The sequence below is a fragment of the Rhodococcus sp. MEB064 genome (assembly GCF_000834565.1).
Lineage (GTDB): Bacteria > Actinomycetota > Actinomycetes > Mycobacteriales > Mycobacteriaceae > Rhodococcoides.
The window spans coordinates 1-13957 of record NZ_JXQS01000010.1 but is presented as its reverse complement, the minus strand read 5'-3'; the positions used below and the strand labels follow the sequence as shown (position 1 = coordinate 13957).

Below are 13957 nucleotides of genomic sequence, written 5' to 3'. Positions count from 1 at the left end.
AGGCACCGACACACCTTCGCGCCGAGCAACTTTGTCGTAGGCCTCCGTTAGCGTCGGCGACATGAGAATCCTGCACACCTCGGACTGGCACATCGGGCGCACCTTCCACGGTGTCGACCTGCTGGCCGATCAGCGGCGTGCGCTCGAGGCCGTCGCCTCCATCGTCGCGGAGAATCAGGTGGACGTCGTCGTGATTCCCGGAGACATCTACGACCGTGCCGTTCCCAGCGCCGACGCCGTTCGGTTGTGCAACAGGGCGTTCGAGGCAATCCGTGACGCGGGCGCCGTCATCGTCGCGACGTCGGGCAACCACGATTCCCCGGCGCGCCTCGGGGCGGGCTCCGCGTTCGCCGCGGCCGGTGGACTGCATCTGTTCACCACCGTCGATGCCGTCGATCGGCCCGTCGTGCTCTCCGACGAGCACGGAGAGGTCGCGTTCTACGGAATTCCCTACCTGGAACCGGATGCCACGCGGACCCAGCTCGGAGTTCCCGACGCGCGTTCGCACGCCGCGGTTCTCGCGGCGGCCATGGGTCGCATCGATGCGGACCTCGCCACGCGTGACGCGGGAACCCGGTCGGTCGTGCTCGCCCATGCCTTCGTGATCGGCGGCGAGGGTACGGGTTCCGAGAGGTCGATCTCCGTCGGCGGCGTCGAGACGGTGCCGGCGTCCACCTTCTCCGGAGTCGACTACGTGGCGCTGGGCCACCTCCATTCCCCGCAGACCATCGACGAGCACATCCGGTACTCGGGGTCGCCGCTGCCCTACTCGTTCGGGGAGCGCTCACATCGCAAGGCCGCGTGGATGATCGACATCGACGGGGAGGGACACCGCGTCGTCACGCGGATGGAGCTTCCGATCGTCCGCGGCCTCGCCGTCCTCGAGGGCACCCTCGACGAGCTGTGCGAATCCGAGGAGTTCGAATCGCACGTGGGTCAGTACATCTCGGCTGTACTGACCGACGCGGTGCGGCCCGTGGACGCGATGCGTCGTCTCCAGGGCCGATTCCCCCATGCGGTACACCTGGAATGGAAGCGGCCCCCGGGAGTCGACTCCGGCCGGTACCGGGACAAGGTGGTCGGGCGTTCGGACGGTGCCGTCCTGACCAGCTTCCTGTCCGATGTGCGCAGCGAGCCGACACCGACCGAAGCGGCACTTCTCGGCAGTGCCGTCGAATCGGTGTCTGCGCAGGATGATTCGTCGACCGCGGCGCCGGACGTCGAGTGGATGAGATCGGCATGAGACTGCACTCGTTGTCCGTCACCGCATTCGGTCCGTTCGGCGGCACCGTGGAGGTGGACTTCGACCAGCTCGGCGCCGACGGATTGTTCCTGCTGCACGGTCCCACGGGTGCGGGGAAGACGTCCGTTCTCGATGCCGTCGCGTTCGCGCTCTACGGCGTGCTTCCGGGTTCCCGACGTGAGAACAAGAGGTTGCTGTCCGACCACGCTGCACCCGGGGTGGTCCCGCGCGTGGAGCTCGAGGCCACCCTCGGGGGCCGCAGGCTCACCCTCGTCCGGCACCCGGAGTACCTGCGCCCCAAGCTACGCGGAGTCGGGACGACGAAGCAGAACGCGAAGGCGACGCTGACGTGGCACGACGGCCGCAGCGAGAATCTGTCGCGAATCGACGAGATCGCCCTGGAAGTGGAGCGCCTCCTCGGCATGCGCGTGGATCAGTTCTTCCAGGTCGTCCTGTTGCCGCAGGGCGACTTCGCGCGGTTCCTGCGCGCGAAGAACGAGGACCGAGGGGCGCTGCTCGAGCAGTTGTTCGACACCGACCGCTTCCGAGACATCGAGACCTGGTTCCAGGAGCGACGACGCGAGAGTGCCGAACGTCTGGCGGGCAAGTCCGCGTCGTTGGACAGGATCGCTGCGCAGATTGCGAGTGCTGCGGGGGAGCCGTTGTTCGTCGGTACCGATGTCGTCGAGTGGGCGACGGACCTGCTCGACGTCGCCCGGAAGGACGCGTCGACACGGTCGGAGGAGTTACGGGAAGCCCGTGCCGATCACGAGGTACGTCGCCAGGCAGCGAGGGATGCGCATCGCCGTCGGGACGCACGGGATCGTGGGGTTGCCGCGCAGGCTCGGCTGGCGGCCCTCGACGCCTCGGCGGCCGAGCGAGTGGCGATGGCCGCTGAACTCGACCACGCTCGGCGCGCCGACGACGTGCGCCGGCACGCGGAGACGGCGGAGCGCGAGCGTCACCGTGCCGATCTCGCGGCCACCGCTCTCACGCGAGCGGAAAGCGCTGCCTCTCGCACCGATGCCGCATCGTTGCTCCAGGTGTTGTCATGGCCCCCGGCGCCGACGGACCCGGAGACGCTCGACGCCGCGGTCCACCGGTGGAGCGGCGAGTGCGCGGTACTCGACAGTGTCGCGGCGGACGAGGCTGATCGTGCTGCAGCGCAGCGTGATCGAGGCCGAGCCGTGGCGCTCGTCGATACCCTCACGGACGAGCTGGAACGCCTTCGTGCTCGCGTGGCCGCCGTACCGGCGGAGCGCCTGACCCTCGACGCAGAGCATCGGGAGAGCGTCGCGGCCGCCGCGTCGCTGGAGAGCCTCGAGGCTCGTCATCGAAGCGCTGTCGACGCGGCGACCGCCCATGTCGAACTCGTGCGCTGCACGGATCGTCTCGCGGCCGCGGTCACCGAGTTCGACCGCCTGCGCGAGAGCCACGCGGAGCTCAGAACTGCCTGGCTCGCCCTTCGCGAGCGTCGTCTCGACGGCATCGCCGCCGAGTTGGCCGGTGAGTTGGTGGACGGACAGCCGTGCGGGGTGTGCGGGGCGACAGAGCACCCGGCGCCCACCAGCAGCGGTCCGGACCAGGTCAGCAAGACCGACGAAGACCGTGCGCTCCGACGGGCCGACGAGGTCGAGTCGCACAGGGTCGCGGCCGAGAGCGTCGTGCACCGGCTGCGGCGGGAGAAGGACGAGGTGGCGGCACGGTGTGCCGACAGGTCCGCGGCGGAGTTGACGGCGGATCTGGACGAGGCGACGACGGCCGTGGAATCAGCGCGTCGATCGGCGGGTCGTCTCGCGCGCCTCGATGCCGCGCGTGATGCTCTCGACACGGAAGTACACGCGCTCCATGCGCGCATCGGAACGGCGTCGGCAGAACTGGCCGCGGCGGGGGAGCGGATCGCATCGCTCGACCGTCGGATCGCGGAGACGACGGCGCGCATCGCATCGGCGGTGGGCGAGTCCGGCAGCGCGGTCGCACGACGCACGGCCGTCGACGCCGCGATCGCCGCGACGAAGACGCTCCGAGATGCTCGTCGCGACGCGGACGCCGCGCACCGCAGCGCCTCCTCCGCCGACGCGGATGTCGCGATCGTGGCGGAACGACAGGGTTTCGGAAGCGCCGCCGAGGCGCTGGCCGCGGTACGTGACGCAGCGCGGTGCACTGCTCTCGAGAAGGCGTTGCAGGAGGCCGACCGGGAGAGGTCGGCTCAGGCCGCCGTCCTGCTCGAACCCGTGGTGGTCGAGGCGATGTCGGGGGATCCCGTCGATGTGGCACCCGTCGACCGCGCCGAGGAGGAGTCGCGTGCACGTGTCGACGCGGCCGTCGCGGCCGACAGTGACGCGGAAGGACGGCGCCGCACGCTGCAAGGCCTGGTCACCGAGCTGTGGGCGGCCTCCGACGTGCTCGGACCGTTGCGACTCGAGCATCGCGAACTGGAGAACCTGGCCGACGTGGTCGCCGGGCGAGGCCAGAACTCGCGAAAGATGTCGTTGCGGTCCTACGTCCTGGCCGCTCGACTCGAGGACGTCGCCACGGCGGCGTCGGTGAGGTTCCGACGGATGTCGGAAGGCCGATACGAGTTCGTGCATTCCGACGAGGTGGGTCCGCGCGGTACGCGGGGCGGACTCGGGCTGGACGTGCGCGACGACTACACCGGCGTGGTGCGGTCGGCGGGCACGCTGTCCGGAGGGGAAGCGTTCTGCGCGTCACTGTCGTTGGCGCTGGGTCTCGCCGATGTCGTCGCCGCCGAGGCGGGCGGAGTCACCCTCGACACGATGTTCATCGACGAGGGATTCGGCAGCCTCGACGCGGGGTCGTTGGACGCGGTGATGGGAGTGCTCGACGAGCTGAGGTCCGGGGGTCGCACGGTGGGCATCGTCAGCCACGTCGACGAGATCCGCGACCGGGTGCCCTCTCGCCTCGAGGTCATCCGCGAACGTCACGGGTCATCGGTGCGGGTGCACGCGGCAGTGTGACAGTCAGTCCTTCGTCGGTTCGGCCTTGTCGTCGTCGTGCGGTGTCGGGTCCGGGGCGTACCGGGTCGTCTCGTCGTGCACCACGACGGGAGGGTCGCCCTTGTCGGCGTCCAGGTCGTCGTGAACGAGTTTCGCGATGTCGTTGGCGCCGGGATCCTCGTCCGACCGCAGCTCGATCTGCTCGTTGATGTAGCGCAGCAGCACGGCGGTAGCGGCGGCGACCGGTACGGCGAGGAACGCCCCGATGATGCCGAAGATCGACCCACCGGCCGTGACGGCCAGCAGCACCACGGCGGCGTGCAGATTCATCGACTTGCTCTGCAGGATCGGTTGCAGCACATTGCCTTCGATCTGCTGCACCGCGAGGATGATGACCAGGACGATGATCGCAGTCGTCAGTCCGTTGGCGACCAGTGCGACGAGGACGGCCAGCGCGCCGGCGACGAACGCGCCGATGATCGGGATGAAGCCACCGATGAACGTCAGTGTCATCAAGACCGGCGCCAGCGGCACACCCAGGATCAGCAGGCCGATGCCGATGAAGACGGCGTCGATGGCGCTCACGATCGCCTGGGTGCGAATGAAACCGCCCAGGGTGTCCCAGACGCGGCTGAGGACCTCGGCGATGTGACCGCCCGCCTTGCGGCCGGCCAGTCCGTGCAGCCAGGGGAGGAACCGCGGTCCGTCCTTGATGAAGAAGAAACTCAGAACCAGGACGAGGCCGAGGGTGACGAGGATGGACCCGGCTGTGGCGACTCCGGCGAACACACCCGACGCGATCGCGGTCCCGCTCTCCTGCAGTCGGGTTCCGATGGCTTGCACCGCGTTGTCGATCTGCTGATCGTCCAGATTGACCGGCGGACCCTCGAGCCAGTCCTGCACCTGGGCGACGCCGAGCGTGGCGCTGTCCGCCAATTCGGGCGCCTGACTGGCAACGGACGGAACGATGAAGGCGATGACGCCCGCGAGAACCGCGAGGAATCCCAGCAGCGACGTCGTCGCCGCGAGCGCCGGGGGGAAGCCCACGTGTCGCAGGAGCCGCGTGGGCGGCCACAGGACGGTGGCGACCACCAGGGCGAGCAGCACCGGGAGCACGATGACCCACAGCTGACCGACCACCCAGCCGCCGATCCACAACGCCCCGGCCAGGACCACGATCACGACCGACCATTTGGCCAGCCACATCCCGCCTGATCCGAACAGTGCGCTTCTGTCTCGCCCGGTTGCCGAGGTGGACGCGTTCTCGCTCACGTGAGTCCTCTCGTCATGGTGGTTACGCGACCGAAAGAGCCGTCACGCGCTGTGACTGTACCCGGGACGGTGCGTCGTCAAGCCGAGCGAGGGCCCCGGCTACCCGATGGTCAGTCCGCGCGCGAGCAATGCTGTGCGCCATAGGTGCAGGGAGGCGTAGGACCGCCACGGAGCCCATCGTGCGGTGTCCGACAGATCGATGTCGAGGAGCGCAGCCCCCTGCCGGACGACGAGGTCCGTGTCGAGCAGGACGTCGGCGTCCCCGAGGAGCCGCATCGACACGTAGCGCGCGGTCCACGGTCCGACTCCGGGAAGCGCGAGCAGGGCGCGTTCCTGATCTGCGCCGACGTTGCCGTGGGCGATGTCCAAGGTGCCGGACGACAGTTCGCCGGCGGCCGCGGCGATCGAGGTCACTCGTCGCCGGGGACCGGTGAGGATGTCGGCCCCGCGCGCGGCGATCGCTGCGGGGGTGGGAAACAGTCGGGTGATGCCGTGGTCGTCCTGCCCGTCGTCGTCACCCACCGGGTCACCGAGTGCGGCGACGAGCCGGGCGGTGTGTGTCGCGGCGGCACCCAGGGATATCTGCTGTCCGATCATGGTGCGGAGCAGCACCTCCGACGCATCGAAGGCGCCCGGCACACGGATACCCGGCGCATCCTCGACGGACGGGCGCAGCGCGGGATCCGCTGCGAGCACCGCGTCGACTGCTGTCGCGTCGACATCGAGGGCCAACACACGTCGTACCTTGTCGAGCGCGGTCGGGACGTCGCGTGAGTCCGACGCTCGGGTGTGCACTTCCACGGCGGTGTCCTCGAAGCGGCAGGACACCACCGCCGGCCCGTGGTCGAGTCGTAACGATCGCCGGTAGACGCCGTCGACGAAGGTCTCCATACCCGGCACCGCGTGGCCCGCCAGGAACCACCGCATCCACGCCACGTCGTAGGGCGCAGGGAGCGGCAGTCGGGTCGTCTCGGCGGACCAACGCGGTGATGTCACCCCGTCATGGTGTCAGCAACACCGCGCACCGGGATTGGCGTCCGCCTCCGCGTGGCGTGCCTTCCAGTACTCGCGCTCGGTGGGCACCGGCTGTCCGGGATGGACCCGGTTCTGATGCTCGACGAAACGCTCGTAGTCGTGATCACCCATGACGGACGTGATCCACCACGTCGCGGCGCGAACGGACTTCAGGACGGCGTTCATGTCAGTGGCCCGTTCCCGGCCGACGGACCGTGCCGTCCGCGATGAGGACGTCCCACTCCGCCTGCACCGACTTCTCCGCCTCGGTGGGGAGGAAACCGCTGGGCGCGAACAGCTTCGACGGCACGTCCTCCTCCTCGCTGCTGGGCAGTCCACCGGCGCGGATCGCCTTGATGCAGACGGCGAATCCGGCCAGTGCGACGATGAGCACGAGTACCGCGAACACGATGGACAGCGTGCCCTGGATGAACGTGTTGCGGATGACGGCGTCGATGGCCTCCGGTGTTGCCGCCGAGCGGAACTCGGTGAGGCCCTGCGACTTCGCTTCCGTGAAGTCGCTGTGCTGAGCCCAGTAGCCGATGGCCGGAACGTCGGAGAAGATCTTCTGGTACGACGCCGTCATGGTGACGACGAGGTCGAATACCAACGGGAGGGCGGGGATCCACGCCCACTTCAGCAGACCCTTCTTGACGACGACGGTCAGGACGACTGTCAGCGCGATGGCAGCGAGCAACTGGTTCGCGATGCCGAAGAGCGGGAAGAGCGTGTTGATGCCGCCCAGCGGATCGGTCACACCCATGAGCAGGATGGCGCCCCACGCGGCGACGACGATGACCGAGCAGATCCAGGCACCGACGCGCCACGACGGGTCGCGGAACTTCTTCGCGCCGCCGCCGAGGTTGCCCAGCGAGTCGGACAGCATGAAGCGCGCGACGCGGGTACCGGCATCGACCGTGGTGAGGATGAACAGCGCCTCGAACATGATGGCGAAGTGGTACCAGAACGACTTGAGGCTCTCGCCGCCGAAGACCTGGTGCAGCACCTCCGACATGCCGAACGCCAGAGTGGGGGCACCGCCGGTGCGGGAGATGATCGATTCCTCGCCGACGTCCGTGGCAGCCTGCGCCAACTCGGCCGCGCTGACGTCTCCGCCGGAGAGTCCGAGTCCGTTGACGTAGGTCGCCGCTGTCTCGGGGGTGCCGCCGGTGAGTGCGGTGGGCGCGTTGAGCGCGAAGTAGATGTGCTGGTCGAGGATGCAGGCGGTGACCAGAGCCATGATGGCGACGAAGGATTCGGTGAGCATGCCGCCGTACCCGATCATGCGCATCTGCTTCTCCTTCTCGAGAAGCTTCGGCGTGGTGCCCGAGGAGATCAGCGCGTGGAAACCGGACAGCGCACCGCACGCGATGGTGATGAACAGGAACGGGAACAGTGATCCGGAGAAGGCGGGTCCGTTGCCCTCACTCGCGAACGACGTGACGTCGGGCATCTGCAGGACCGGGCGGGCGATGAGGATGCCGACGGCCAGCAGCACGATGGTGCCGATCTTCATGAACGTCGACAGGTAGTCGCGCGGGGCCAGCAGCAACCACACGGGCAGGATCGAGGCGGCCAGACCGTAGGCGATCAGCAGCCAGGCGACGGTGACCTTCGACAGCGTGAACCAGTCGGCGCCCCATTCCGTCTCGGCGACCCAGCCGCCCGAGATGATGGCGAGCAGCAGCAGGACGACGCCGATGAGCGAGACCTCGGACACCTTGCCGGGGCGCAGGTATCGCAGGTAGACGCCCATGAACAGTGCGATGGGAATGGTGAGCGCGATCGAGAACACGCCCCACGGGCTCTCGGCGAGTGCGTTCACGACGACGAGTGCGAGCACCGCGATGATGATGATCATGATGACGAAGACGCCGATGAGGGCGGCGATGCCGCCGACCACGCCCAGCTCCTCGCGGGCCATCTGACCGAGGCTGCGGCCGCGACGGCGAGTCGAGATCCAGAGCACCAGGAAGTCCTGCACCGCACCGGCGAAGACGACGCCGATGATGATCCACATCGTGCCGGGCAGGTAGCCCATCTGCGCGGCGAGCACGGGTCCGACGAGCGGACCGGCGCCGGCGATGGCGGCGAAGTGGTGGCCGAACAGCACCCGACGGTCCGTCGGCATGTAGTCCTTGCCGTTCTCCAGGATCTCGGCGGGAGTGGCCCGATCGTCCCGCGGGTGGACGATGCGGTTCTCGATGAGGCGTGCGTAGAACCGGAACGCGAAGATGTACGTGCAGACCGCCGCCACGACGAACCACACGGCGTTGACCTGCTCGCCGCGGATGATCGCGATGACCGTCCACGCGATCGCGCCGAGCAGTCCGATGATCACGAAGATCACGCGCTTCGGCACGGTCATGGGGGAGCGGTCGACGACGCCCACGGGTGGGAGGTCGTCGTCGGTCTTCAGAAACTCGACGTGCGAGCTTCCCTTGTCGGACACGGCAGTCATCTGCAGGGCTCCTGGCATGCGAGGGAGATGTGGCGATCATCGTGTGATCGCAGTCACTGTAAGCAGACCGACCGACATTTCGTGCGGTTGTCACCGCGGCGAGTACGGATCGTTGCGACGAGCGGTCGCCACCTGTCGCCGAACGTCACGACCTGACAACGAGAAGCCCTCGGCGGCCGAAGGTTGCCTACGATGCTCGTGTGTCAGACCAACCGCAGAACTTCCCGGGCCAGTACCCGTCCTACGAGCCCGACCTGAGCAAGGGGCCGACCACCGGACAGCAGGACACCGGCAGTTTCGGTGCGCCGGCGTATCCCCAGCAGCAGCCCCAGCAGCCGCCCCAGCAGCCGCAGTACGGGCCGCCGCCTCTGCCGCCCACCAACGCCGGCTGGGCTGCTGCCGCGCTGATCTTCTTCTGGCCGCTGGCATTCTCGGCGTTCAACCATTCGAGTTCGGTGTTCCCTCGCTGGTCCCTCGGTGACTACCAGGGCGCCCATTACGCGTCGGAACGCACGAAGCAGCTGGGAAAGTACTCGCTGTACATCGCGATCGGGTTGTTCGTGCTGTTCATCCTCTTCTACGTCGTGCTCATCGCCTTCGCGGTGTCGACGAGCAGCAGCGTCGACTACTCGTACTGACGGCAAGGGCAGGGCCGACGGGACGGTCGGGGGCGGCACGTAGACTCTTCTTCCTGTGAGCCTCACCCTCGGAATCGTCGGACTGCCCAACGTCGGTAAGTCGACCCTGTTCAATGCGCTGACCAACAACGACGTGCTGGCGGCGAACTACCCGTTCGCCACCATCGAGCCCAATGAGGGCGTCGTCGCGTTGCCGGATCCGCGCCTGAACGAGTTGGCCAAGATCTTCGGTTCCGAGAAGATCCTCCCCGCGCCCGTCACCTTCGTCGACATCGCCGGCATCGTGAAGGGCGCCTCCGAGGGCGCCGGTCTGGGCAACAAGTTCCTGGCCAACATCCGCGAGGCCGATGCCATCTGCCAGGTCGTCCGGGTGTTCGCCGACGACGACGTGGTCCACGTCGACGGTCGTGTCGATCCCGCCGCCGACATCGAGGTCATCGAGACCGAGCTGATCATCGCGGACATGCAGACTCTCGAGAAGGCGATCCCGCGCCTCGAGAAGGAAGTCCGCACGCAGAAGGATCGCGCTCCGATGGTCGCTGCGGCCAAGGAAGCGCAGACCATCCTGGACAGCGGCAAGACCCTGTACTCGGTCAAGAACACCTTCGACGCCTCGTCGCTGCGCGAGCTGAACCTGCTCACGACGAAGCCGTTCCTCTACGTATTCAACGCCGACGAGTCGATACTCACCGACGACGCGAAGGTTGCCGAGTTGAAGGCTGCCGTCGCTCCCGCCGACGCCGTCTTCCTCGACGCGAAGATCGAGTCCGAGCTCGTCGAACTCGACGACGAGTCGGCGATGGAACTGCTCGAGAGCATCGGCCAGTCCGAGCCCGGCCTGCACGCCCTGGCGCGCGCCGGCTTCCACACCCTCGGGCTGCAGACATACCTCACCGCGGGCCCGAAGGAGTCCCGTGCGTGGACGATCCATCAGGGCGACACCGCACCGCAGGCCGCCGGCGTCATCCACACCGACTTCGAGAAGGGCTTCATCAAGGCCGAGGTCGTGTCCTACGACGACCTCGTCGCCGCCGGATCCATGGCCGCCGCCAAGTCGGCCGGCAAGGTCCGCATCGAGGGCAAGGAATACGTCATGGCCGACGGCGACGTGGTGGAGTTCCGCTTCAACGTGTGATTGGACGGACCAGAGTCTTCCGAAGAAGCGGGGCTAGCCGGCAAGTTTGCACGGCCCTTCGTCTGTGTCGTAGGACTGAGCTAAGTTCGTGACATGGAGAGAATCGCCTGGACCGAAGAGTCCGTGCAGGATGACGCAAATGCCTTGTCACAGATCGCAATAGGAACCATTTAGATGGCCGACATCACTTTTCTGAGTCAGGCAGAGCCCATTGATGAGTACGGTCGGGCGTTGTATGCGGTCAGCCGGTCGGTGTTGAGGGCGCATCTGGACGAACTCTCACAGGCTGACTTAGAAGATCTCAACTGCGACAAGCCGGATGTTACTTTCAGGCAACTGTCAAAGTTGGCGCGTTTGCATCGCGACAAAGGCTCGCGCGGTGACGGATTCGAATGGGCCGTTCATGAGGCAATAGTCGGAAACGAGCCGCGTGTGACCGATTTGGTTGCTGGCGCGCTTAAAAAGGTGAGTCCAAAGTCTTATGCCTCAATGGATGGCGCTACGTCGCTGATGTTCGGGCACGAGCGTGCGCGGCACCTCGGGTTCACCGAGGCGGTGGTGGACAACGCTAGCGGCGATGCGGTACTTCTCCCGGACGGGTCGGGACGACCTTTTCAATTCGGAGCATGGGTTCCGATTGCCGCGGGTGGAGTGGCGGCTGAAGCCCGGCTTGCTAGTCGCATAAAAAAGGTCTGGAAGACTGACATTTTTCTCAGCAGCAAGGAGAAGCTACGATTCGCCGCTGCCACGATTAAGAGCAACTGGCACCACCTTGAAGATGGTCCAGGTCTTCGAGTTGCAGTAGTGCCGCAAGCTGTGGACCTTGCGCCGGGTATTCAACGGTGGAAGTCTCTGCATATGGTCGTATTACCAGATCCGGATGGGTTCATGGGCCTTTTCAACGATGCCTACGAAGCGGTTTCAGAAGCGATTATTACGGTCGGCAAGCACGATAGAAATGCTTACTATTACAAACCAAGCGCTAAAGCGCAGAAGATACAAGTGCAACTTGAGAAGTACAAAAGCGTCAAAGTAGTCGAACTCATTGAAGCCTTAAATGATGCTGCTCAACAGAATCTGATCACAGTCGATAAGCGGCTTCTCTCCGTAGAGGCGCCAGCGTGGCTCCATATGAACGAAAAGCGTACGCCGGTCATCGCCCCTCGGCCCAGTTTTTCCAAGCTCGACTAGAGAAGGGGTGATGAGAAGGGTATAGCCCTACTGCTTTGCGTGATTAGCGCGCTTCGTGCCGAGCCTTTCTGCCTCCCGCAGTGTGGCAAGCTACCGCCAGCCCAGCTCCGGTGCCACGTGGGTCAGAACCGACTCGATCAGGTGGGCGCAGTACTCGACGCCGAGCTGGTTGGGCACGGTCAGGAGCAGCGTGTCGGCTGCCGCGACGGCTTCGTCCTTCGCCAGCTCCGCGATGAGCTTGTCGGGTGTCCCCGCATAGGTCTTGCCGAAGCGGGCGATGCCGCCGTCGATGTAGCCGACCTGATCGCCGCTTCCGCCCTCACGGCCGAAGTAGGCGCGATCGACGTCGTCGACGATCGGGAAGATGCTGCGGCTGACGGACACTCGTGGTTCGAAGGAGTGTCCGGAATCTGCCCAGGTCTTACGGAAGCGCTCGATCTGTTCTGCCTGCAGCTCGTGGAACGGCACGCCGGTGTCCTCGCTGAGCAGAGTGGAGCTCATCAGGTTCATGCCCTGCTGCGCCGTCCACTCGGCGGTCGCCCTGGTGCCTGCGCCCCACCAGATCCGCTGGCGCAGACCCTCCGAGTGGGGTTCGAGGCGCAGCAGGCCGGGCGGATTGGGGAACATCGGTGACGGGTTGGGCTCCGCGAAGCCTCTGCCCTCCAACAGGTCCAGGAAGATGCGGGTGTGGTCGCGGGCCATGTCGCCGCTGTCCGAACCCTCGGCCGGCGCGTATCCGAAGTACCGGAACCCGTCGATGACCTGCTCGGGCGATCCCCGGCTCACGCCGAGCTGCAGTCGGCCGCCGGAGATCAGGTCCGCCGATCCTGCGTCCTCTGCCATGTAGAACGGGTTCTCGTAGCGCATGTCGATGACGCCTGTGCCGATCTCGATGCGACTGGTCTTCGCGCCGACCGCAGCGAGCAGGGGGAAGGGCGACGCGAGCTGGTTCGCGAAGTGGTGAACGCGGAAGTAGGCGCCGTCCCCACCTAGCTCCTCGGCGGCGACGGCGAGGTCGATCGACTGCAGCAGGACATCCGACGCGGAGCGCGTCTGCGAGTGCGGTGACGGCGACCAGTGCCCGAACGACAGGAACCCGATGTTCTTCATGGACTCGTCAACGATCTCGGGCACCGGATTCTTCCCGTCTGGCTATCGTGAGCCGATGGCAGAGGTTCGAGAGTTCCAGGTCACCATCGACTGTGCGGTGCCCGCGCGCGTCGCCAGGTTCTGGTGCGACGTCCTGGGGTACGTGGCCGAGCCGGTTCCGGAGGATTCCGCATGGGCGGCGTGCACCGATCCGACCGGCAAGGGCCCGCGACTGTACTTCCAACGCGTTCCCGAGGCGAAGACCGTCAAGAACCGCGTCCACCTCGATGTCCGAGTCGGTGTGGGTCTGGTGGGGGACGAACGACTGGCGGCACTGGACGCCGAATGCGCACGGTTGATCGACCTCGGTGCCACGCGAGTGCGGCTGCTGCCGGCGGGCGACGGTGACGAGTCCTGCATGGTCATGCAGGACGTCGAGGGCAACGAGTTCTGCCTGGACTGACGGCCCTCAAAAGGGTGGGGGGGCGTCGGTGTCGGCGAATTCGCGGGCCCGTCGGTTGCGGTTGCGTTCGGTTCTCCGTCGGGCATGTTTGTCCGCCAGACGTGTGCGGCGTCTGCTGGGGGGTGTGCGGGGCGGACTCGGTGGTGGATCGGGCGTGTCGAAGGTGACGTCGGCGAGTCCGGGGTGGATGTCGTATCCGTTGTGCGCGGGCCCCGGGACGACGAGTCCCTCGGGTGTGGTGATGGTGGAGACGACGCGTCCGGTGTCGTCGTCGGTGTACTGATCGTCGACGAAGTCGCCGAACGTCTTCAGGTTGTGGTGGAACCTGCATTTGCCGCCGAGGTTGACGTCGGTGGTCTGGCCGCCGCCGTCGGGGTCGTCGTGGTCGTACTCCGCGATGTGGTCGAGATCGCCGGTCCACACCCCACGGTTGCAGCCGGGCCAGGTGCAGTACTGGTCGCGGATGCGCACGAACGTGTCGAGGGCGCTGGAGG

General features: G+C 66.6%; 11 protein-coding genes and 1 pseudogene. 6 read left to right on the top strand and 6 right to left on the bottom strand.

Translation table 11 applies throughout. The features are described from left to right. The first annotated feature begins 61 nt into the window (after positions 1–61). Positions 62–1243 (top strand): exonuclease SbcCD subunit D, encoded by a 1182-nt coding sequence (locus tag RU01_RS05855; protein ID WP_042573591.1) that lies wholly within the window; start codon positions 62–64, stop codon positions 1241–1243. After that, a complete protein-coding gene (locus RU01_RS05850) occupies positions 1240–4221 on the top strand; it encodes an AAA family ATPase (protein WP_042573680.1) in 2982 nt (993 codons plus the stop codon). Before RU01_RS05855 ends, RU01_RS05850 begins: the two co-directional genes overlap by 4 nt. Positions 4222–4224: 3 nt before the next feature. Here the strand turns inward: RU01_RS05850 and RU01_RS05845 are convergent, their stop codons facing one another. The 4 genes from RU01_RS05845 to RU01_RS05830 form a co-directional block, all read right to left on the bottom strand. After that, entirely contained in the window at positions 4225–5406 is a 1182-nt protein-coding gene (locus RU01_RS05845; protein WP_082042938.1) for an AI-2E family transporter, read from the bottom strand. A gap of 165 nt (positions 5407–5571) precedes the next feature. Then, on the bottom strand, positions 5572–6468 hold the full coding sequence (locus RU01_RS05840) for a DNA-3-methyladenine glycosylase family protein (protein ID WP_156148809.1): 897 nt from the start codon (positions 6466–6468) through the stop codon (positions 5572–5574). A gap of 12 nt (positions 6469–6480) precedes the next feature. Continuing rightward, positions 6481–6672: a YbdD/YjiX family protein gene (locus RU01_RS05835; protein ID WP_082042926.1), complete on the bottom strand. Its 192-nt coding sequence runs from the start codon at positions 6670–6672 to the stop codon at positions 6481–6483. Between the two features lies 1 nt (position 6673). After that, positions 6674–8947, bottom strand: coding sequence for a carbon starvation CstA family protein (locus RU01_RS05830; protein WP_042573676.1), 2274 nt, complete (start codon positions 8945–8947; stop codon positions 6674–6676). A 200-nt stretch (positions 8948–9147) separates the two neighbouring features. Here RU01_RS05830 and RU01_RS05825 point away from each other — a divergent pair, with 200 nt between their 5' ends. The 3 genes from RU01_RS05825 (at position 9148) to RU01_RS05815 (ending at position 11911) form a co-directional block, all read left to right on the top strand. Then, the gene (locus tag RU01_RS05825) at positions 9148–9585 is read left to right on the top strand and encodes a CD225/dispanin family protein (protein WP_231568607.1); all 438 of its coding nucleotides are present in this window, start codon (positions 9148–9150) and stop codon (positions 9583–9585) included. A 55-nt stretch (positions 9586–9640) separates the two neighbouring features. After that, complete coding sequence (gene ychF / locus RU01_RS05820) at positions 9641–10720, top strand: redox-regulated ATPase YchF (RefSeq protein WP_042573590.1); 1080 nt, start codon at positions 9641–9643, stop codon at positions 10718–10720. Positions 10721–10894: 174 nt separating this feature from the next. Beyond that, positions 10895–11911, top strand: a complete 1017-nt coding sequence (locus RU01_RS05815; protein WP_042573589.1) for a hypothetical protein — start codon at positions 10895–10897, stop codon at positions 11909–11911. A 90-nt stretch (positions 11912–12001) separates the two neighbouring features. Here the strand turns inward: RU01_RS05815 and RU01_RS05810 are convergent, their stop codons facing one another. Next, the gene (locus tag RU01_RS05810) at positions 12002–13021 is read right to left on the bottom strand and encodes an LLM class flavin-dependent oxidoreductase (RefSeq protein ID WP_042573588.1); all 1020 of its coding nucleotides are present in this window, start codon (positions 13019–13021) and stop codon (positions 12002–12004) included. A 55-nt stretch (positions 13022–13076) separates the two neighbouring features. Between RU01_RS05810 and RU01_RS05805 the strand changes: the two genes are divergently transcribed. Next, positions 13077–13463: a VOC family protein gene (locus tag RU01_RS05805; protein ID WP_042573674.1), complete on the top strand. Its 387-nt coding sequence runs from the start codon at positions 13077–13079 to the stop codon at positions 13461–13463. A gap of 6 nt (positions 13464–13469) precedes the next feature. On the opposite strand, the pseudogene RU01_RS23075 reads toward RU01_RS05805, so the two are convergent. Then, positions 13470–13957, bottom strand: a pseudogene (locus tag RU01_RS23075) (DUF222 domain-containing protein); the annotation flags it as partial.

Excerpts from the sequence above, each read along its gene's own strand:
- RU01_RS05855 (WP_042573591.1), top strand. The coding sequence starts at position 62 with ATGAGAATCCTGCACACCTCGGACTGGCACATCGGGCGCACCTTCCAC.
- RU01_RS05830 (WP_042573676.1), bottom strand. The coding sequence starts at position 8,947 with ATGACTGCCGTGTCCGACAAGGGAAGCTCGCACGTCGAGTTTCTGAAG.
- RU01_RS05815 (WP_042573589.1), top strand. The coding sequence starts at position 10,895 with ATGGCCGACATCACTTTTCTGAGTCAGGCAGAGCCCATTGATGAGTAC.
- RU01_RS05835 (WP_082042926.1), bottom strand. The coding sequence starts at position 6,672 with ATGAACGCCGTCCTGAAGTCCGTTCGCGCCGCGACGTGGTGGATCACG.
- RU01_RS05845 (WP_082042938.1), bottom strand. The coding sequence starts at position 5,406 with ATGTGGCTGGCCAAATGGTCGGTCGTGATCGTGGTCCTGGCCGGGGCG.
- RU01_RS05805 (WP_042573674.1), top strand. The coding sequence starts at position 13,077 with ATGGCAGAGGTTCGAGAGTTCCAGGTCACCATCGACTGTGCGGTGCCC.
- RU01_RS05850 (WP_042573680.1), top strand. The coding sequence starts at position 1,240 with ATGAGACTGCACTCGTTGTCCGTCACCGCATTCGGTCCGTTCGGCGGC.
- RU01_RS05810 (WP_042573588.1), bottom strand. The coding sequence starts at position 13,021 with ATGAAGAACATCGGGTTCCTGTCGTTCGGGCACTGGTCGCCGTCACCG.